Raw genomic sequence first — 21398 nt, forward strand, 5'->3', positions numbered from 1 at the left:
GATATCCTTTATGGCAATGGGTTATTGGCCCGACGCGCCAGCCACTCTTTAATTTGCTGGCGATGCAGGCTAACGGAACGACCTACGACAACGACGATAAGCAGCGCACCGGAAAGGGCGCTGGACACCTGATTTGGCACTCCTGCCATTTGCAAACCTTGTTGCAAATATCCCACTAATAAAACCGCAATGGCGGTGCCGATAATGGAACCGGAACCACCATAAATATTGGCACCGCCAAGCACCACGGCGGTGATGGCGGGCATCAGAAACGACGCACCGAGATCGGAACGTGCTGAACCAAAATACGATACCAGCAACACAGCGGCGACCGCAGACGCCAGCCCCGTCATGGCATAGAGCGCACATAAGGTGCGGTTAACTGGAATCGCGCTGTAAAGCGCCACGCGCGGGCTTTGCCCAATCAAAAACACGTTACGTCCGGCATGGGTTTTATGCAGCCACAGCCAGAAAACGAGGAGACATATCAGGAAGATAATCAGCGGAACGGGGAGTCCAAGCACATCCAGGTTAGCAAAATCTGTAAACGCCATCGGGAATCCACCAATACCTTCGTACCCCGTCGCTCCGGCCATCCCGGAAAGCAGCAGAGCGCTTCCGGCAAACAGATACAGCGTGCCAAGCGTAATCACCAGCGGGTTAACTTTGGTATAGATAATTAATCCGGCGTTAATCAGCCCGCACAATGCGCCGAGCAGTAAAGTCAGAAGAATCGCCAGCGGCATCGGCACACCACTTTGAAACAGTACGCCCAATGCAATGGCGCACAAGCCGATGGTCGAACCAAACGAAATATCGATCCCGCCACTGACAATTACCATCGTCAGCGGTAGGGCGACAATGCCAATGCAGATAAAGTCACTGGTGCTGAACAGCAACATATTGAGATCTAACATCCGTGGGTTAATTGCACCAAATGCGACAATCTCAATAACGAGCAGTGCGGCAAGGGCCAGTTCCCAACCGTAGCGAATACGCATTACACGGCCTCCCGTTTTTTACCTGACGAAGCGGGTTTAACGGATGGCGGTGGCGTCATAAAGCGGGCATATTTTTGCCGCCGTAGATTACGTTCCAGCGCACAACGCAGGCGCCCATCAAACACCAGCACCGCCAGCAGAACCAGGCCCGCGATAAAATCATTCCACCATGCAGGAATGCGCAACAGCACCAGTACGCTATCGATCTGCGTCAGGAACCAGGCACCGAGTACCGCACCGATGATCGCACCGGAACCGCCGAGCAAACTAATGCCGCCCAGCACGCAGGCTGCAATCGCTTTCATCTCCAGCCCGGTACCGGTCTGGTTGGGGATAAAACCAATCTGCGAAGCAAACACAATCCCCGCCAGTGCCGCCATGCAGCCGTTCAACGAAAATGCCACAATCCGAATGGCTTCCGTACGAACGCCCAGTTGACGAGCGCCCTGCAAATTATCGCCCGTGGCATAAAAACTGCGTCCAAACGCCGTCTTCGCCAGCAGCCAGGCCATAAATGCCACCAGAATTATCGTCAACCAACCAATCGCGGAAACGCCAAACAGTAGCGGGGCGGAGAGTTGTTTCAGTTCAGCGGGTAACCCTTCAATCCATTTTCCGCCAGTCCACAGCAGCATGATGCCTCTGTACAATCCTAATGTACCGAGCGTGGCGACAATAGCAGGGATCTTTAGCCACGCGACCAGTACACCGTTGAAAAATCCCGCGAGCAAGCCGAGCAGTAACGTCGCGACACAAGCAACAGGCAGTGAATACCCCGCATTCAGTAATATCCCCAATAGCACCGCGCACATTCCGGTAATCGAACCCACTGAAACATCAATATTGCGCGTAAGCATTACCAGCGTCGCGCCAATTGCCAGCAGGATCAGGATTTGCGCGCTGCTATAAACCATGATCAGCGTTTGCAGACTTAAATACTGACGGTCGAGAAAACCGGGTAATACAAACAACAGCACCACCGCCAGCAGTGCCGTGATTTCACGGTTGTTCTGAATAAACTTCAGCATGACGCCTCCTGACGCTGACTATCGCCGAAGGCAACGCGCATAATGGTCTCGACATTAATATCGCGCCCGGTCAGTGCCGAGTGGGTAATTTCACCCTGATGCATCACATACACGCGGTCAGCCATCAGTTCGATCTCTTCCAGATCGGAGGAGATAAGCAGCACGGCCACATTTTGTGCGGCGATGCTGCGCAACAGCTGGTAGATATCATTACGCGCCGAGACATCCACGCCGCGCGTCGGCTCATCAACAATCAATACTTGCGGCGAAGCTTCCAGACATTTGGCAATCAGGATTTTTTGCTGGTTGCCACCGGATAAAGTTCGTGCAGCTTGTTCCGGTTGGTTAAATTTAATATTCAGCGCGCGACGATATCGTTCCAGTGTGGCGTTATCTTTCGCGGTTTTTGCCCAGAATCCGCGTTGATTATGGGTGAGGGCGCAGACGTTCCACGCCAGCGAAGCATCGAGATTCAATCCTGAGGATTGGCGATCTTCTGGTAGATAAACCAGACCGCGATGCAAACGTTCTCCGGTAGATAATTTATTGATCTCTTTACCATTCAATATGATGCGCCCGCCACGCAAAGGCCGCAGACCGTACAACGTTTCTGCCAGTTCAGTGCGCCCGGCCCCCACTAGCCCAGCCAGGCCAAGAATTTCTCCGGCATTCAGCGTAAAACTGACATTCATAAAACCTTCGCCAGTCAGATTTTCCAGCGCCAGTACCGATGTTCCAGCGGCATGTTGTGGGCGATTACCGGGCAATTCCAGCCATAACTTTTGACTGGCTGAGAGAGATTTTTCCCGCGTTGCTGGCGTAATGGCCTGAATGATGTCGTCGGTAGACAGCTCGCTGGTTTTGCCACTTAACGCAATAGTTCCGTCGCGCATCACGCTAATACGATCGGCAATCTGGCGAATTTCCGGCAGCTTATGTGAGATAAAAACAATACCCACGCCAGTGGCGAGTAGTTCCTGCAAACGGCCAAACAAGCGTTCGGTTTCCGCAGGGGTAAGCGACGCTGTAGGTTCATCGAGAATAAGAATTTGCGAATCGCGCATCAGACCGCGCAGGATTTCCACCATTTGTCGGTCGGCAACATCCAGTGAGCCCGCCAGACTATGGAGATCAAACTGGCAGCCCAGCGCCGCCAGCAAGTTCTTCATCTTTTGCATGGAGAGCTGTTTTTTTGCCAGCCCAAACAGGATGTTTTCTTTTATCGACAGGCTTGGGAAAAGCAGCGGTTCCTGGGGAACGAGATAAATACCCAACTGATGAGCATGAACTGGCGTTAATCTGGTGTAGTTGTTGCCCCCAATCTCCAGCGTACCGCTATCAGCGGGGGTAATACCGGCGATGATTTTCATTAGCGTCGATTTACCCGCGCCGTTACCGCCGAGCAGGGCGTGGACCTCACCTTGATGCAACGTAAAATCGATGCCTTTCAGGACATTAACCCCTGAATACTGTTTATAAACCGAGCGGGCGCAAAGTAGCGGTAACGCGCGGGTATCACTCGTTTGCATATTTCCCCCATTCAGTTTTGCAGGTGAGTTTTGAACAAATGTGTTTCTACTTTTAATTTGTTCATAACCTTAGGTGGGCATTGCACATATTTCCGACGAATAGATCACAATTTATGCTATTTTGATTTTTATGGTTGCGTTTGTTCATTGCTGTTTGACCAAACTGTGGTGGCTATCACAGATATAAGCGCGCAATAACTGAACAATTGCATTAAAGATTTAAATATGTTCAAAGTGAAGAATGAATTATGACAATCAACGATTCGGCAATTTCAGAACAGGGAATGTGCGAAGAAGAACAGGTCGCGCGGATCGCGTGGTTTTACTATCACGACGGGCTGACCCAGAGCGAGATTAGCGATCGCCTAGGGCTAACGCGTTTGAAAGTGTCGCGGTTACTGGAGAAAGGGCATCAGTCCGGCATTATTCGCGTGCAGATTAATTCTCGCTTTGAAGGCTGTCTGGAATATGAAACGCAATTACGTCGCCAGTTTTCATTACAGCATGTGCGGGTGATCCCTGGACTCGCAGATGCAGATGTCGGCGGGCGCTTAGGAATCGGCGCAGCGCATATGTTGATGGGATTGCTCCAGCCACAGCAAATGCTGGCGATTGGCTTTGGCGAGGCAACGATGAACACGCTGCAACGCTTAAGTGGTTTTATTTCGTCACAGCAAATCCGCCTGGTCACGCTCTCCGGTGGCGTCGGCTCCTATATGACAGGCATCGGGCAACTTAACGCAGCGTGCAGCGTCAACATCATTCCTGCGCCATTACGGGCATCTTCGGCTGAAATTGCCCGAACGCTGAAAAATGAAAACTGCGTCAAAGATGTCCTGTTAGCCGCGCAAGCTGCGGATGTGGCAATTGTCGGCATTGGCGCCGTGAATCAAAAAGAGGATGCGACGATTATTCGCTCCGGTTATATCAGCCAGGGCGAACAGTTAATGATTGGTCGAAAAGGGGCCATTGGCGATATTTTAGGTTACTTTTTTGACGCTAAAGGTGACGTTGTCACGGATATCAAAATACATAACGAACTGATTGGCTTACCTTTAACCGCGATGACAACCATTCCAATTAGAGTAGGTGTCGCAGGGGGCGAAAATAAAGCCGAAGCGATCGCCGCTGCGATGAAAGGCGGCTACATCAACGCGCTGGTTACCGACCAGGATACTGCCGCTGCGATTTTACGTGGTTAATTTAGCATCACCTTATTACCGGGAACGATGGAGAACGTATAGAGGAACAGACAGAACGCTTAAGCCGAGGATAATCTAATGGCTCGACTCTTTACCCCTTCAGAATCAAAGCATTACCTGATGGCGCTGGACGCTGGCACCGGAAGTATTCGGGCTGTGATTTTCGACCTGGAAGGCAATCAAATCGCGGTAGGACAGGCGGAGTGGCGGCATCTGGCAGTACCTGACGTTCCCGGTTCAATGGAATTTGATCTGAATAAGAACTGGCAACTGGCGTGTGAATGTATGCGCCAGGCGTTACATAATTCAGGTATCGCGCCGGAATATATTGCTGCCGTTTCGGCATGTTCGATGCGCGAAGGCATTGTTTTATATAACAATGAAGGAACACCGATCTGGGCCTGCGCCAATGTGGATGCCAGAGCGGCGCGGGAAGTCAGCGAACTAAAAGAACTGCATAACAATACCTTTGAAAACGAAGTGTATCGCGCGACCGGACAAACGCTGGCTTTAAGCGCCATTCCCAGATTACTTTGGCTGGCGCACCATCGTTCTGATATCTACCGACAGGCGTCGACCATCACCATGATCAGCGACTGGCTGGCCTATATGTTAAGTGGGGAACTGGCAGTCGATCCGTCTAACGCAGGCACCACGGGACTTCTCGATCTCACCACCCGTGACTGGAAACCTGCATTGCTGGATATGGCCGGACTGCGGGCTGATATTCTTTCTCCTGTCAAAGAAACCGGCACATTGCTGGGCGTGGTAAGTTCACAAGCTGCGGAACTTTGCGGCCTGAAGGCTGGCACTCCGGTGGTCGTGGGAGGAGGGGACGTGCAACTCGGTTGCCTTGGGTTAGGCGTTGTGCGTCCGGCACAAACCGCTGTTCTTGGCGGCACATTCTGGCAGCAAGTTGTAAACTTAGCCGCGCCGGTGACCGATCCAGAAATGAACGTGCGCGTTAATCCCCATGTTGTACCTGGCATGGTACAAGCTGAATCTATTAGCTTTTTTACCGGACTCACCATGCGCTGGTTCCGCGATGCCTTTTGTGCCGAAGAAAAACTGATTGCCGAACGTTTAGGTATCGACACCTATACGCTGCTGGAAGAGATGGCCAGTCGGGTGCCGCCTGGGTCGTGGGGCGTGATGCCGATATTCTCCGACAGAATGCGCTTTAAAACCTGGTATCACGCTGCGCCTTCCTTTATTAACTTGTCCATCGACCCGGATAAATGTAACAAAGCGACGTTGTTCCGTGCACTGGAAGAAAATGCGGCGATTGTATCCGCGTGTAACTTGCAGCAAATTGCTGATTTTTCGAATATTCATCCCACATCGTTAGTCTTTGCAGGCGGAGGTTCAAAAGGGAAATTATGGAGTCAAATTCTCGCTGATGTCGCGGGGTTACCCGTTAATATTCCGGTGGTCAAAGAAGCCACCGCATTAGGATGTGCCATTGCCGCTGGCGTCGGTGCCGGGATTTATTCATCAATGGCAGAAACTGGAGAACGTCTTGTACGCTGGGAACGAACGCATACACCAGACCCGGAAAAGCATGAACTTTATCAAGATTCACGCGATAAGTGGCAGGCTGTATATCAGGATCAACTGGGGCTGGTTGATCACGGACTGACGACATCGTTATGGAAAGCGCCTGGGTTATAGTTTTATTGACAGCCACATCCTGATAACCGTGGCTGTTAATTTTTGAGTATCGGTATTCCTATTTCTTTTCTTTATTAGGTGATAAAGGCTATAGCGACACTCAGGGCATGCCGGGAGTGAAATATATCTGCTAAACCGTATCAAGCCGCATGCCGAAGATGGTATGCGGTTTAGTATTGCCGACTTTAGTCAGCAACTTCAACCGGTGCATCAGCGCCGTTTTTTAAATTCTCCCTTTTATCCGCGATCGCGGATATCGCAGCATTTATCCCGTATAGCGGATAAAATGCGTTTACAGATTGACTTTATCCTCACTAAGGGATAAAACGGACAATATCCCCTTAAGCGGATAAACTTCCTGTGGACGTATGGCATGATAAGCTTTCCGATGATCTATAGCCCAAGGCAATTAGCGAATGCAATGAAACTGGTTCGTCAGCAAAATGGCTGGACGCAGAGCGAGCTGGCGAAAAAAATCGGCATTAAGCAGGCGACGATTTCGAATTTCGAGAATAATCCCGATAACACCACGCTGACGACATTTTTTAAGATATTACAGTCACTTGAACTCTCTATGACGCTATGCGACACGAAAAACGCTGCGCCAGAATCAACAGAACAGCAAGATCTGGAGTGGTAATGCCTAAACTTGTCACTTGGATGAACAACCAGCGGGTAGGCGAGTTAACGAAGTTGGCCAATGGCGCGCACACTTTTAGGTATGCGCCGGAGTGGTTAGCCAACCGTTATGCCAGGCCGTTGTCGCTATCGATGCCATTGCAGAGGGGGAATATCACCTCTGATGCCGTGTTTAACTTCTTCGATAACCTGTTACCCGATAGCCCGGTTGTACGCGACCGGATCGTTAAACGTTATCATGCTAAATCCAGACAACCGTTTGATTTATTGTCAGAAATCGGGCGAGACAGCGTTGGCGCCGTGACGTTATTACCAGAAGATGAAACCGTAACGCACCCGATAATGGCATGGGAAAAGCTTACTGACGCCAGACTTGAAGAAGTATTAACGGCTTATAAAGCAGATATTCCGCTAGGCATGATTAGAGAAGAAAATGACTTTCGTATCTCGGTTGCTGGCGCGCAGGAGAAGACCGCGCTGCTCAGAATGGGCAATGACTGGTGCATTCCGAAAGGAATAACGCCGACGACGCATATCATTAAATTACCGATTGGTGAAATCAGGCAGCCCAACGCGACGCTCGATCTCAGTCAAAGCGTGGATAATGAATATTACTGTCTGCTGCTGGCGAAAGAACTCGGGTTGAATGTTCCGGACGCAGAAATCATAAAAGCGGGTAGAGTGCGCGCGTTAGCGGTCGAACGCTTTGACAGGCGCTGGAATACTGAACGAACGGTTTTACTTCGCTTGCCACAGGAGGATATGTGTCAGACATTCGGTTTACCTTCATCGGTGAAATATGAATCTGACGGAGGCCCAGGCATCGCGCGGATCATGGCGTTTTTAATGGGGTCCAGCGAGGCGCTTCGCGATCGTTATGATTTTATGAAATTCCAGGTATTCCAGTGGTTGATTGGCGCGACGGACGGCCATGCGAAAAATTTTTCGGTTTTTATCCAGGCCGGTGGCAGTTATCGACTCACGCCATTTTACGACATCATTTCAGCATTTCCGGTATTGGGTGGCGCGGGAATACACATCAGCGATCTCAAACTGGCAATGGGGCTTAACGCATCCAAAGGCAGAAAAACGGCAATCGATAAAATTTATCCGCGACATTTTTTGGCGACAGCAAAGGCGCTGAAATTCCCGGAAGTGCAGATGCATGAAATCCTGAGTGACTTTGCCAGAATGATTCCCGCAGCACTGGATAACGTGAAGGCTTCATTACCGGCAGATTTTCCGGAGAATGTGGTGACGGCAATTGAAACCAATGTGTTGAGGTTGCACGGTCGGTTAAGCCGAGAATACGGAATTAAGTGAGATGAGGGTTTTGGTCGTGGCTAATGAGCAGGACAATCATGACCGCTAAAGACTGGATTTTCCCTTTGTTTATGTTGGTGCGCATAATGTATATTATGTTAAATGACGAATTGGATTGGATAAGCAACGTCTTACACCCACGTCTCGCCTCGTAGAGTCAGCAAATTACTACCCTATTGTCGGAATCTTGATTCCCCAGGATGCTGGAGCTTTCTTTCGATTTTTTAACTACCTCGCCAAGTGGACAGTGGCTACAGCTGATGGATATCCCCCAGCCTGTACGGCTGGGGATCCCCTGGAGGGTAACTAGATATTCTTATGGAAGAAAACGTCTAACTTTTGCGTCGCCTGGTCAACGTATTCAGGCACCCAATATGTCTCAATGTGGGTAGCACCATCGATCAGGAAGAGTTCTTTGTCCTTCGTACCGGTAGCTTTAGCGAACGCATCTTTAGTCATATAGAGCGTATCCGCTTTTGAACCGGCAATCATTAGCAGTGGTTTATTGATCAGGTTGATATGGTCCGTCACGTCAAAGTTCATCAAGTCTAACAGACTGCTTGTGGTGTATTTAAACGTTGAGTTTGGATGCGCGTGGGTTTTCCAGTAGTACTCGTAGCCCTGGCGATATAACGCAAAAGGTAATTTAGCGATCTGTTCATCAGTCAGGTTGGCATCACCGGAGTAAAGCACTTCGCCACCGGCTACTTCCTGAGCTCGTGCATCAGAAGCCTGCTGAAGACGTTGTTGAATAGTATCCAGCTGTGAATCCTGCATACCATTGCGCCGTACAAGTCCTGAATTAAACATGCTAATGGTTGCAATCGATTTGAATCGTTTGTCCGTCTCGGCGGCAGCAAGTGAATACCCTCCTCCCCCGCAAATCCCCAACAAACCAATACGGGTGCTATCAACACCGGGATACTGGCTGATAAAATCAGCCATGCCGTGGATATCTTCAATACGGTTCGCAGGTTTGTCTACGTTACGTGGCAGCCCTCCGCTGGCCCCCTGATAAGCAGCATCGGCGGCGATGGTAATATATCCGTGTTCAGCCAGGCGTTGGGCATATAATCCGGCGACCTGCTCTTTTACGCCACCATTAGGGTGAGCCACCACTATTGCCGGATATTAGCACAATTACTGTGCGCTTAAGCGAAAGGGATAATCAGGCCTGTGTTGAAGTTTCCAATCCAGGCAATCCGATAGCACCAGAACACTTACATCGGCTTTTTGAGCGGTTTTATCGCATCGACACTTCACGAGCAAGGAGTGATGCCCATCATGGGTTGGGCCTGTCGATCGTGCGTGCCGTCGCTATTATGCACCAGGGTGATGTCTTTGCTCGTAGTGAAGGCGGCATCAATACATTTGGCCTCACTTTTGCGCTGAAAGCGGATAAAACGGTGAGCAATGCGCCTTCAGGCACTGAGTCTGGAGCAACGTTAGCTGACAAAATTGTCAGCGAGGCGTCAGCCTGACGACATGTCCGTCTGAATAGAATCATTGTCTCCCCTCCTGTCACCGTAGATAAGGACGCTTTGTATGATCAGACAGTTACATTATCTTGGGCTACTATTGCCTCTCTTCACAACTTCATCATGGGCTGCGGAGCAAAATTCCACCGTCCATATCGCCCCCGCCGGAAGCCAGACTGCGGTGTATGGCTCGGCGGAGAATTTTACCGGTCGTGTCCGGGTTGATCCGCTGTTCAATGCTGACAACGACATCCGTGTTTCCGCGGCTTATGTCACCTTTGAACCTGGTGCCCGCTCCGCCTGGCATACGCATCCAGCAGGTCAGCGACTGATTGTGACCTCTGGTGTTGGACTCACCCAACAAGAAGGCAAGCCGGTACAGGCGATCCGTGCTGGCGATGTTGTCTCTTGTCCGGCGGACGTTAAACACTGGCATGGGGCGGCCCCCGGTAGTGCGATGACACATCTGGCAATAACCGGCGTGGTGGATGGCAAAAGCGTTAACTGGAAGGAGTTAGTGACAGATGAACAATACCACGCCCATTAAGATATTAACGGCAGCGGTACTGCTAACCTTTGGTTTTGCGCTTACCGCAAATGCTGCGCTCATCAATAAAGGAGTCACCGAAATGAATCATGAATATACGGTTTCAGATACGCTGTCAGCTCGCCTCTTTACTCACTCTCAGGGTGGTGGACCAGGCTGGTATACCGCGATGAAAAACAACAAGGTCAACGCCATTGTCGCCTTCGAGCCAGGCAGCGGTTTTGTGTTCCCGGAAAAAGAGCTCCCTGCCCCTATGCCAAGTGCGTTCGACACGCTGAAGGGTGAACCAGTGCCAATGGAACAGTTTATGGCGCTGACTAAAATCCCGATTTTGATTATTTACGGCGATAACATACCGGATAAACCTGTAGCCATGCCCGCACAGGACAGCTGGCGAGTACGGCTGGCAATGGCGCGTAAGTGTCGTGACGTGGTTAACAAGCATGGTGGGGATGTGACGGTGACGCATCTGCCTGAAGTAGGGATAAAAGGTAATACCCACTTCCCGTTCTCTGACCTGAATAATGTGCAGATCGCTGATTTGGTGAGTCGGTTTTTGAAAGAGAAAAATCTGCAATAGCCATACCAGGCATGCGTAGGCCGTTAATACCTAAACGGGCCCACAGCAAAAAGCGGGCCCTTTACTCTGAATAGCGAAGTGCATCAATCAACAGCGCAAAAGCAGGCGGATGCTGCTTACGGCTGGGATAGTAAAGGTAATATCCGGGAAAAGTTGGACACCACTCCTGTAAAACCTGAATAAGCTCGCCTGACTTTACATAATCCTGAACCTCGTTTTCGGGAACACAGGCGATACCAAATCCTGATAATGCGGCATCAATTCTTTCTGGCAGCAAATTAAACGTCAGTTGCCCATCAACTCTGACCCGAAACGGTTTCCCTTCGCGTTCAAACTCCCAGTGATAAAGTCCACCGGCAGTTGGCAGACGCATATTGATGCAGCGATGATTTTGTAGTTCGTGAGGCGTTTCAGGCGCAGGGTTTGCAGCAAAATACGCCGGCGATCCCACCATGGCCATCCGCATATCCGGCCCAATTCGCACTGCAATCATATCCTTATCCACACTTTCACCCAGCCGGATCCCAGCATCAAAACGACCTTCAACAATATCGACAAAACCGTTATCCACCACCAGTTCGACATTGATTTCGGGATATTCCCTGAGGAACGGTTTTAGCTTCGGCCAGACCAGACTGCGCGCAGCATGTTCCCCGGCTGATAAACGAATATTCCCGGAGGGCGTGCCATTCAGTTGGATAAGTGATTCCAGTTCGCGCTCAAGCTCATCTATACGTGGCTCAAGACAGGCAATTATTCTCTCCCCTGCTTCCGTGGGGGCCACGCTACGGGTAGTTCGGGTTAAGAGACGGATATTTAACCTTTCCTCCAGTGCCTTCATTGCATGGCTAAGTGCAGACTGAGAGACGCCGAGTTTGCTCGCTGCTTTGGTAAAACTTCGCTCTCTTGCCACCACAAGAAAGATTTGCAGTTCGTTGAAGTTTTCTTTAAGCATTGACGATTTCCTTGTAGAAGCACTCCCTTCAAAGCGCATTCATGAAGGGTGTTCATAGACACAATCATTTTAGCCTCGTTACTGGCAATAATGATAATTGATATTCTCTGGCTGTATCAAATATAAGGCTGAATTATCAGAAGGTTTATCATGAAAATACTCGTTGCTGGCGCAACAGGAAGCATTGGCATTCATGTTGTGAATACTGCTATTGCAATGGGCCATCAGCCCGTGGCTCTGGTCAGGAATCGGCGGAAAATCAAGTTACTCCCTCGTGGAACAGATATTTTCTATGGCGATGTTTCAATACCTGAAACACTCACCGATTTACCGAAAGATATTGATGCCATCATTTTTACACTCGGCTCCGATGGTCAGGGACGTATTGGTGCCAGAGCGATAGATTACGGCGGTGTACGTAACATTTTGCGAATATTCAGGGATACACCTGTTCGCATCGCCCTGATGACAACGATTGGCGTTACTGAGCGGCTCAGTAGCTGGAATCAACGTACTGAAGTTCATGACTGGAAGAGACGCTCTGAACGCCTGGTCAGAGCCAGTGGGCATATCTACACTATCGTCAGACCCGGCTGGTTTGATTACAACAATGATGATGAGCACAGAATCGTCATGCTTCAGGGGGATAGACGCCATGCGGGAACGCCGGAAGATGGTGTTATCTCCCGGGAACAAATCGCCCGGGTACTGGTAACGGCCTTGAGCAATGATGCGGCTAAAAATAAAACGTTTGAACTGGTCGCAGAGCAAGGAGAAGCACAGCAGGATCTCACCCCTCTGTTTGCAGAGCTGCAGAGTGATAATCCCCAAAAAAATGATGGGGTTTTCGATATAGACAATATGCCCCTTACTGAAGAACCTGAGTGCATTATTAACGACCTGAATCTGTATTAAAAAAATTTAAAAATCTGACAACGTTGTCATATGACAGTCAGTCTTATGACAGCTTAGAACTGTATATTTACAGATCAAGAAGGAGGAAGCTCCTTCTGATATTCGTCAACTTCCAAATACATCGTTTAAAACAGGTATCAGATATGAAAGCACTACTAATTACTGCATTATTCATGGGATTCATTTCGGTAAATACTGCATCTGCTGCTGAGGAGATTCGTCATGCAGATGGCAAAGAAAAGATTGGTGTAGTCTCAGCCAGTAATGCCCTGACGCTTGATGAATTATCGAATGCGCTTTCTCGTAAAGCTGATGAGCAAGGAGCAATATCATTCAAAATTCTGTCTACCACGGGGAATAACCGATTGCACGGGGTTGCTGAAATCTACAAGTAAGTAATTAGCATTTTGAACAATATATGTCACAGCCCTCTTATAGTTAGCGTCGTCTTATGTCCAGAACAGAAGATATTATCGATGAGGTAACTCAATGGATTGATTCAAACATACATAAACCGCTGAAGATAGACGATGTTGCTACGCGGGCTGGATACTCTAAGTGGCATCTTCAGCGGATTTTTGTACAGATAAAAAAAGTTAGCCTTGGGAAATATATCAAAGATAAAAAACTTGGTCTTGCAGCTAAAGATCTTGTCGAGACTAATGAGTCTGTGATGAGCATCGCCTATAAATATGGGTTCGATTCTCAACAGACTTTTACTCGGATTTTCTCTAAAAAATACAAATTACCACCATTAAAATATAGAAACACCGAAAGGATAAAAAACATTAATATTTTAAATATTTTCACACTTACGTAGTATCACTTAAATGGTAATTTATTCTGCATCGAGAGATGAATATCTTTTGAGCCCATAGTTCTAATGGATATGGAAACCTGTTTACCCTTGTTTTATCCCCTCAGATATTACATTGACCATCTGGCTTAGCTTCATTGTCCACACAGTTTGCATCGCTACAGGCCGTGAAATTTTTTTACGAATTCTGGCAGCAAGTATCTAAACGCGGGCGGAAGCCTTTTAACTTCCGCCCGCAGCGCATGGTTTAATCCCTGCTCTGTTCAGGACACGTCTCAGAAATTAAAACGGAACCCGACACTGCCCGTGACCGGAGACTCGGTTTGTTTACCGTTTTCATAACGAGCTTCAGCCCAGACGCCAGCATTTGGGGTCAGTTGCGCACTGACGCCCAGTCCGTATTTCCCGGTCGTCCCGGAGATGTCGTTCCTGAAGTCGTAGGTGTCATTGATACGGACTTTGTTGTTGTCCGAAAATTCATGACTCACTGCCGCCGACAGGTACGGCTTGACTTCTTTTCCTCCAACGTCAAGGGTCATCCCCAGCTTCACGCCAGCCTCAGCCTGCAGAGATTTGGTTGCACCGATATTGGCTTTCATACCGTTATTCAGGCTGATATCTTTCGCATCCGCCCTGAATGCCGTTGTCCGCACGTATGGCTGCGCCCATGCATTCTCATTCAGACTGAAGGTTCTGCCCGCTTCGAGACTACCGCCGAAACCGTTCTGGCTGTAATCCCCTTTCACCGCCGTACCGTCGCTCATCCAGGTACGCAGCTCATTATTAAAGCGGTTGTATTTCAGCACACCGTCCACGTAGTAGCCGTCATTATCAAACCAGGTCGCGTACAGACCACCGCCGGTGCTGTCTACCGCACTCTTTCCTCCACGGGCATGCTTGATGCTGTTGTCGGAGTAAGAGAAGAAGGTACCTACAGCTAAACTGCTGCCACCCAGGTCAAAGACCATATCGGCGCCGGTTTCGAAACCGTTCTGAGTCAGGGTATAGCCCGAGCTGGCCCCGCCGCTGATGCGGTTGTCTGACCCTGTATAACGGCCCCATACGCCCCCTGGTGCACGGGTATTCTGCATCACATCGCCATGACGGAAACGCAGATTATCCAGTTCGCTGTTGAAAACGTATGCCGGTGCTGTCGCCATGCCCAGTACCGCGTCGGCTGATTTTGTTGTCCGACGCACCGGAGACGACACACCTGCATCCGGTTTACCTGTACCTGGATTACCTGCATCCGGTTTACCTGTACCTGGATTACCTGCATCCGGTTTACCTGTGCCTGGGTTACCAGCATCCGGGTTGTTACCAGCATCTGGGTTAGTCGGCGGAGTCACCGGAGGCGGAGTGTCAGCCTTCAGATACCAGTTGGTATTTTCCTTGCTCAGGCCGTATTCCCAGGTACCGGCATCGACTTTCCCGCCTTTCAGGGTAAACGCGGCATCACCGCCACCAGTCTGCACCACCTGAAGCGGCGCTCCTGCAGATACTGGCTCCAGACCGGTGTTTTTGATATCCAGCACAAAGTTACCGCTGGCATTACCCGCGACATTCAGCATATCTCCGGTATGCGATGCAATATCCGTGTTCATCCGGAACGTCCCGCTACCAGACAGGCTCCCGAGCGCCAGCGACACCGCCTGGAAGGCTGGCGTCAGACGCGTGGTTGCTGACGGACGGAAATCAACGGTCCCGTTATCCAGCGTTAATGCGCCAACAGTGGAGTCACCATCGAGATGCCAGACAGAAGCACCTTTAACCGCCATATCACCTGCGCCGGTGTTGTCTCCCGCAACGTTCCCTGTCAGGATGGTCCCGTTATCCAGCGTCAGGGTGGTACCTGACTGTGTCGTCACATTAGTGTTCGCCTGAAGGGCATCCATCGTCATGGCCCCGCCACTCTTAAGGAAAATCCCACCGTCCTGAGACAACAGGCCGCTGAAACGGGTGCTACCGCCTTCCTGCGTCAGGGTACCGGTCCCCGTCAGGGTGCCTGCGAAGGTCGCAGCACTGTTGCTGAGGAAATGCAGGTTCCCTTCATTTGTGACAACGTCACCGACGAGCGTCCCTTTATCAGTCAGGGTGGTGGTGCCGTAGAGCACACCGCCGCTGCGGACATCCAGCGTACCGTCACTGCCAACCATCGTATCGCTGGCCTGATGACCGTCAAACACCGTCAGGTATCCGCCGTTCTCCAGCAGCATATTGGTTGCACTGCCGCCAGCGATACTGAAACTGCCGTTATCGTTGGTACCACTCAGGAATGCACTGGTGTTTGTCACCACCGCACCACCATCATTCTGGGTAATTGCGGTGGCGGTGCCACCTGCATCCACCATCAGGGTGCCGCCACTATTGAGAATGGTGTCACTGGCCTTACCGTCACGTAGCACAGTCTGGCTCCCCCCGTTATTAATAGTGGTCAGGGATGCACTGCCACCTACCTGCACATTCTGGGTACCGGCGTCATTAATAGATGTGTTGGTCACTGAACCACCTAAGATATTCTGTACACCGCCTGAATTGATCACAGTATCGGTGGCAGATCCAATCGATACGATGGAAGTTTGAGGGTCAGGATATTCCACCACATACTGAACACCACCATTGAGGGTGGTGCTGATTGCACTGCCGCCAAGAACATGCTGAGTCCCGCCGGAGTGGACGATCGTATCCGTTGCACTGCCACGCGTCAGCAGTTCCTGAACACCACCTTCATTAATGGTGGAACTGGTCACGCTGGCAATAAATACAAGCTGGCTCCCGCCTGAGTTGATTATCGTATTTGTGGCACTGCCTAACACTGGGGAACCAGCATTTGCATATTCCGTAACATACTGGACCCCACCATTAATGGTGGTGTTTGTTGCGCTACCGCCATACACATACTGTTCTCCACCAGTGTGGATAACAGTGTCTGCGACACTAGTTAGCCATAATTGCTGAATGCCGCCAGAGTGGATAACAGTGTCTGTGGCAGAGGCACCTGGTTCAATAACTTGCCACCCTCCTCCTATCAGGGTGGTGCTGGTCACACTGGCGCCTGCCGCCACCTGTTGACTCCCTCCCCAAATGGTGGTGCCGTTCGCAAGACCACCAGAGTTAACTTTCTGCTTACCATCTGTGTTAACAGTAGTGCCCGTGGCGCTGCCGCCGCTGGAGACTATCTGCAATCCTCCTCTATTAATGGTAGTGCTCGTGGCGCTACCACCGCTGGAGACTATCTGCAATCCTCCTCTATTAATGGTAGTGCTCGTGGCGCTACCACCGCTGTGAACATTCTGGGTTGCATTGTTGATTGTTGTAGCGATCGCGCTGCCGCCGCTGGAGACTATCTGCAATCCTCCGCTATTAATGGTAGTGCTCGTGGCGCTACCACCGCTGTGAACATACTGGATACCAGTACCGCTAACGGTGGTACTGGTGGCATTACCGAAGACTTGTTGCTTCCCGGAGCCGCTAACAATGGTGTTCGTGGCACTGCCACCGATATAGACATGTTGTTCAGCTTGCATACCGCTAACGTTGGTATTCGTGGCACTCCCCCCGCTGAAGACATGCTGCACTCCATATTTAATGGTGGTGTCAGTGACACTGCCGCCGTTGGAAACATACTGCGCCCCAAACAGGTTAATGGTGGTACTCGTGGCACTGCCACCACTGGAGATATGCTGCTGCCCACCACTGTTAATAGTCGTGTTTGTTGCCGTGTCGCCAGACCCCAGAGACATGGATGCGCTTGTACCTCCTTTCCCCAGCACCTGATCGTTATAAACTACTGCCAGAGCAGGCGCCGACGGCAGAAGCAGGCCGGCAATCAGCCCTGCCAGTACGGTACGTTTGATTTGACGGGGGCGCCGGCCTCCTTTCCGGGTCAGCTCTGAGGTAACGACCCACATCCCGGTGGACTCGTTCCACACAGTGTTATAAACCTTATTCATTGCTTACTCCTTCCTCCAGAGTGTCCTCAACACCCTGTTCAGTTAAAGAACGGTGAAGTTTATTGATGACACCATTGACCTGAGCGCCGGTTATCAGCCGGGTACATTCAAATTGCCGGTCAGTGTTTTTATGTCTCGGGCACCACAAAAAATCGTGGTGGTCAAAATTCAGCGATGTATCGTCCCAGCATCCATAACAGCCATGGGAGTTGAATACCCGCCACGGGGTATAAAATTCGCTGTTGGGCAGGCTGAAGCCACTTATCAGCACCACCGGAATACGGGTAGCCCAGGCCAGCCATGACAAGCCGCTTGGCAAGCCAATGAAGAAGCTGGCATGCCGCAGCAGGTTCACCCGCTCCTGCAGCGGAAGCTTGCCGGTAAAGTCCTCTGCGCCCCACGGGATGTGATTCCAGACAAAGCCCTGGCCATAATGGGCATCCCGGTCAATGCACAGCACCCGGTAACCCAGTGATTTCAGGTGTGCGATAACCTCACTCCAGCCGGTGCCGTTGTTCCAGTATTTCGCCTGACAGGTGGACTGTGTGGCGATGCACACATAAGGCTCCTGGATAATCCGGGGGGCAGACAGGTCAAGCCGGACGGGGGCTTCACGCGGGTCAACGCCCAGAATGTAGCCCGCAGAGCGGTGGAAACCGACCTTGCGGAAATCCACCGGCTGATTGTTTGTATCGCCACCGAAATAGAGCCCCACGCGATAGGTGGCATAAGGCGCCACCGTGCGCGGCTTATCCGGCGTGGAAAACTGTATCTGCGGATACTGAGGCGCCAGCAGATCAATAATGTCCTGCGCCATCGTGCATTCCAGACGGCACTTATGCAGGGACTGGAAGCGTTCCGCATAAGGAAACCAGCCGAGCAAATCGCCCAGCGTCCCGGTCGGGAATGAAATCAGTACAGGCCGGTCTTTTAATTTCAGGGTTTCATCCAGCAGAGGCGTTTCTTCACCCTGACGGAATACCTGAATACGAAAGCGCACGAAATATTTCTTACTGCTGGTTACCCAGCCTTTATCCACATCGCAGCAGAAAAGAATATTTTCTGAATCCGCATCCAGCAGACGCACGTGCCATTTCCCTTCAGGAAGCAATACACGTGCACCATCATTAAAGTCATAAAAAATATTTTCAGGCCCTGCCTGCGTTGGCGTATCAGGCGGAGGAATAAAAAATGTATTCTTCAGCGTTGACATATTTTCACCTTCAAAAATATATAAGCGTTGAAAAGCACGATGAGTACGCTAACAATATAACTGAGTTGTTTTTCTTATAATGAGTAATACCCATCGTTCAGTTATGATATTCTTCTGTAATAGCAGAGATGTGCTCACACATGACATGCTCACGAAGTCACGCCTCGCGCATTTCATTATATTTATCCAACGACTTTAGTCGTTGCAGATGAAATGCTCCCTGCATTACTTCCGGCTACGCGCAGGAGTTAGTTTACAGTTTACGTGCGGAAAGACTTATCAATTTCGGAAGTGTATCCGTTCAGTACGTACAGTTACAGCGCTTACAAAAACGTCCTGTTCATAATCCATGCAATATCATTCCGGTTTCTCAGACCGATTTTAAATATCGCCTTTTGTCGGTAGTAACACACATTGCTGTAATGTATTTCCATGCGCTTTGCAATATCACTTACAGTTTCCCCACTAAGAAGTTCATTTATCACCCTTCGCTCATTAACACTTAAACGCTGAAGTCCATACCCACTACTTATATAGAGAGAAGGCACGGCAAGAATGTGCAGAAAAGTATTTTTCAACTGCCGAAAATTTTGTGACGGAGAAATCCAGACAAAAGGATATCTGATATTATTACGCCCTTCCTTATGTCCAAATAAAAAGCATGGAATCTCTCTCAGTTCGTGGCGTTCAGAATAAAGGACTGACAGATTCCACAAAAACCACAGCGCCCTCACAGTCACTGATGACTCATGGCAGGTGAGATCTACCACAATGACACGCTGTTTCCCGGGGAGGTGTCTATCAGACAGAATATGCGACACAATCTGCTCCGGTGTTTCCACGGAAATAACCTGAACAGCATGTTGCCCGGCACTTTCCATCACTGCCAAAAGCCCGAGGCGGGTGTACTGACACTGACTCATCAAAAATATCTGTTTCATCCGTATTCTGTCAGCTCCAGAGGAGCCTGTTCATTCTGTTTTCTCGATACCATCCACTGACGTAGTTTCTGAAATTTTGTATGTGGCCTGAGTGACTGCTTTGCTGCGGGGGCAACAGGTTCCAACTGAACATCCAGTTTTGCTCCTGAACTGGCCGGGATTTCCTGCGGATCCTGTATATCCAGGATCCGCAGGGCGCGTCTTCGTCCCGTTGTCGGTTCGTTCTGTATAAAGCGCCTGCAGCGGATATGGTTTCGTCCCTCGTGCTCAATGTAATACAGAATATCTTTTGCTGTTCTCTGGGGAATATGAAACTCCCGGCTGACCGCCTCAACTGTCAGTAACCTGCCGATTCGCATCCCCCAGAAGGTCACGATGATATACAGTGGCCGAGCCTGCATGTCCTGAACACACTCAGGACAGAAAAAATGTCTCTTTATTCGTCTGCGTCTCTCAGGCATACCCGCCACCTGAATATCTCTCCGTCAGAAGTATGAATTAAGAAGCACTGACATCCCTCCACCCAATAATGACAACAGACATCTGTTGCCGCTTGTGTCGGGTTATCAGTGCTGAGTAACGCGCAGTACAGGTGCACAAGAAGAGGATCTGTTGTTGTCAAAATGACCCATTTTGACAACATTGGATTAAAAAACTAAATTTTTGTTTTTATCTGGTTTTATTTTCTTAGTTATGTGATATTTTTGGCTATTTATACTATTGATGGAGTTTTGGAAAATTTAGAAAACTGACAGACATCAATGCCATATTGTTACAGAAGGGAATTGATTCGGGGGTTTTATTGATTTAAATCAAATGATCTTTAATTAATTGTTGTTTGCATAACATGTGTTTTTTAACATTTGCAACCGCAATACAGGCAGTTTACAGTTTGGGTCAAAAAGTTGCTTTTTCGCCCTTTTTGACGGCTTCCATAACCGTTCAAAGCGGGCCGAATTTGAAGCTGTATAAATCACCGTATGCCGGATATTCCGGTGTCCCAGGTAATCCTGAATCAGGCGTGTATCGATGCCGTTATCTGCCAACGCGTAACCACACCCATGTCTCAGCATATGTGGATGGACAGCAACAGCCAGCCCGGCATTTCTTCCGGCTTCAGCCAGCAAGTTATAAAATCGTTGACGGGTAAGCGGACGCCCTGCTCTGGAAATAAACAGCCAACCCATCGCTTCTTCGTCTGCAGACAACTTTATAGTTCCCCGGGCTTTGAGCCAGTTCCTGATACATTGTACTTCTTCAGTCAGTAAGGGATGCACGGTACTGAAGCCGTTTTTCAGGCGCCGGACGCACAGTTTTCGGGACTCGAGCTCAAGGTCAGCAAGACGTAACGAAAGCATTTCGCTGACCCTGAGTCCGTGGATAAAGGCAAGAAGTATCATGCAGGCATCACGTTCCGGGTGGCGCCCCTTCAGCACCGCCTGTAGCAAAAGGCTGACTTCATGGTGAGTAAGAAATTTTCGGGAAGACATTAATGGCTCCGGTCAGATGAAACAGAGCGGTCAAGAGTGACACGATGCCCCCATCAGGCTATGGCTAAACGTGCTAAAGTCAGGAAAGCAGAATAAAACACCGATTGCTCTTAAGA

General features: G+C 49.9%; 17 protein-coding genes and 4 pseudogenes. 11 read left to right on the forward strand and 10 right to left on the reverse strand.

Translation table 11 applies throughout. The annotated features are described in order from the left end of the window. Positions 1–8: 8 nt before the first annotated feature. Genes lsrD through lsrA form a run of 3 tightly spaced genes read right to left on the reverse strand, consistent with a single transcriptional unit; the run spans position 9 to position 3558 of the window. Entirely contained in the window at positions 9–1001 is a 993-nt protein-coding gene (gene lsrD / locus FFT88_RS17815) for an autoinducer 2 ABC transporter permease LsrD (RefSeq protein WP_001222721.1), read from the reverse strand. Next, positions 1001–2029, reverse strand: a complete 1029-nt coding sequence (gene lsrC, locus FFT88_RS17820) for an autoinducer 2 ABC transporter permease LsrC (RefSeq protein ID WP_135405897.1) — start codon at positions 2027–2029, stop codon at positions 1001–1003. Before lsrC ends, lsrD begins: the two co-directional genes overlap by 1 nt. Further along, a complete protein-coding gene (lsrA, locus tag FFT88_RS17825; RefSeq protein ID WP_135405898.1) occupies positions 2023–3558 on the reverse strand; it encodes an autoinducer 2 ABC transporter ATP-binding protein LsrA in 1536 nt (511 codons plus the stop codon). The genes lsrC and lsrA overlap by 7 nt, the downstream gene beginning before the upstream one ends. Positions 3559–3806: 248 nt before the next feature. Between lsrA and lsrR the strand changes: the two genes are divergently transcribed. The 4 genes from lsrR to hipA all read left to right on the forward strand — a co-directional run bounded on the left by lsrR (position 3807) and on the right by hipA (position 8393). Then, entirely contained in the window at positions 3807–4760 is a 954-nt protein-coding gene (gene lsrR / locus FFT88_RS17830) for a transcriptional regulator LsrR (RefSeq protein WP_130258990.1), read from the forward strand. Positions 4761–4838: 78 nt separating this feature from the next. After that, complete coding sequence (lsrK, locus tag FFT88_RS17835; RefSeq protein ID WP_130224828.1) at positions 4839–6431, forward strand: autoinducer-2 kinase; 1593 nt, start codon at positions 4839–4841, stop codon at positions 6429–6431. 373 nt (positions 6432–6804) lie between these two features. Then, complete coding sequence (gene hipB / locus FFT88_RS17840; protein WP_135405899.1) at positions 6805–7071, forward strand: type II toxin-antitoxin system antitoxin HipB; 267 nt, start codon at positions 6805–6807, stop codon at positions 7069–7071. Next, a complete protein-coding gene (gene hipA, locus FFT88_RS17845) occupies positions 7071–8393 on the forward strand; it encodes a type II toxin-antitoxin system serine/threonine protein kinase toxin HipA (RefSeq protein ID WP_135405900.1) in 1323 nt (440 codons plus the stop codon). Before hipB ends, hipA begins: the two co-directional genes overlap by 1 nt. Before the next feature lie 306 nt (positions 8394–8699). Here hipA and FFT88_RS17850 read toward each other — a convergent pair. Beyond that, positions 8700–9524: pseudogene (locus FFT88_RS17850) on the reverse strand (alpha/beta hydrolase); the annotation flags it as partial. Between the two features lie 2 nt (positions 9525–9526). On the opposite strand from FFT88_RS17850, the pseudogene FFT88_RS17855 reads away from it, so the two are divergent. From FFT88_RS17855 to FFT88_RS17865, 4 genes and pseudogenes are all read left to right on the forward strand, one after another. After that, positions 9527–9874, forward strand: a pseudogene (locus FFT88_RS17855) (ATP-binding protein); the annotation flags it as partial. Between the two features lie 64 nt (positions 9875–9938). Beyond that, positions 9939–10418, forward strand: a complete 480-nt coding sequence (locus FFT88_RS17860; RefSeq protein WP_135405901.1) for a cupin domain-containing protein — start codon at positions 9939–9941, stop codon at positions 10416–10418. Then, positions 10396–10542: pseudogene (locus tag FFT88_RS25945) on the forward strand (carboxymuconolactone decarboxylase); the annotation flags it as partial. The gene FFT88_RS17860 and the pseudogene FFT88_RS25945, both read left to right, overlap by 23 nt. Next, a pseudogene (locus FFT88_RS17865) lies at positions 10543–10998 on the forward strand (hypothetical protein); the annotation flags it as partial. A 61-nt stretch (positions 10999–11059) separates the two neighbouring features. Here FFT88_RS17865 and FFT88_RS17870 read toward each other — a convergent pair. Further along, positions 11060–11953, reverse strand: a complete 894-nt coding sequence (locus FFT88_RS17870) for a LysR family transcriptional regulator (protein ID WP_135405902.1) — start codon at positions 11951–11953, stop codon at positions 11060–11062. Positions 11954–12103: 150 nt separating this feature from the next. Here FFT88_RS17870 and FFT88_RS17875 point away from each other — a divergent pair, with 150 nt between their 5' ends. From FFT88_RS17875 to FFT88_RS17885, 3 genes are all read left to right on the forward strand, one after another. Beyond that, positions 12104–12868, forward strand: coding sequence for an SDR family oxidoreductase (locus FFT88_RS17875; RefSeq protein ID WP_135405903.1), 765 nt, complete (start codon positions 12104–12106; stop codon positions 12866–12868). A gap of 143 nt (positions 12869–13011) precedes the next feature. Continuing rightward, positions 13012–13263, forward strand: a complete 252-nt coding sequence (locus FFT88_RS17880; RefSeq protein WP_135405927.1) for a DUF1471 domain-containing protein — start codon at positions 13012–13014, stop codon at positions 13261–13263. Between the two features lie 56 nt (positions 13264–13319). After that, positions 13320–13688, forward strand: coding sequence for a helix-turn-helix domain-containing protein (locus FFT88_RS17885; protein WP_135405904.1), 369 nt, complete (start codon positions 13320–13322; stop codon positions 13686–13688). A 272-nt stretch (positions 13689–13960) separates the two neighbouring features. Here FFT88_RS17885 and FFT88_RS17890 read toward each other — a convergent pair whose 3' ends face one another. The 5 genes from FFT88_RS17890 to FFT88_RS17910 form a co-directional block, all read right to left on the reverse strand. Next, positions 13961–17638: an autotransporter outer membrane beta-barrel domain-containing protein gene (locus FFT88_RS17890; protein ID WP_135405905.1), complete on the reverse strand. Its 3678-nt coding sequence runs from the start codon at positions 17636–17638 to the stop codon at positions 13961–13963. Further along, positions 17631–18851, reverse strand: a complete 1221-nt coding sequence (locus FFT88_RS17895; protein WP_135405906.1) for an autotransporter strand-loop-strand O-heptosyltransferase — start codon at positions 18849–18851, stop codon at positions 17631–17633. The genes FFT88_RS17890 and FFT88_RS17895 overlap by 8 nt, the downstream gene beginning before the upstream one ends. 323 nt (positions 18852–19174) lie before the next feature. After that, entirely contained in the window at positions 19175–19792 is a 618-nt protein-coding gene (locus tag FFT88_RS17900; RefSeq protein ID WP_135405907.1) for a LuxR C-terminal-related transcriptional regulator, read from the reverse strand. Continuing rightward, complete coding sequence (locus FFT88_RS17905; protein WP_135405908.1) at positions 19789–20253, reverse strand: CaiF/GrlA family transcriptional regulator; 465 nt, start codon at positions 20251–20253, stop codon at positions 19789–19791. The genes FFT88_RS17900 and FFT88_RS17905 overlap by 4 nt, the downstream gene beginning before the upstream one ends. Before the next feature lie 366 nt (positions 20254–20619). Then, the gene (locus FFT88_RS17910) at positions 20620–21282 is read right to left on the reverse strand and encodes a tyrosine-type DNA invertase (RefSeq protein ID WP_135405909.1); all 663 of its coding nucleotides are present in this window, start codon (positions 21280–21282) and stop codon (positions 20620–20622) included. Positions 21283–21398 lie beyond the last annotated feature (116 nt).

This window comes from Escherichia sp. E4930 (genome assembly GCF_005845405.1).
GTDB lineage: Bacteria > Pseudomonadota > Gammaproteobacteria > Enterobacterales > Enterobacteriaceae > Escherichia.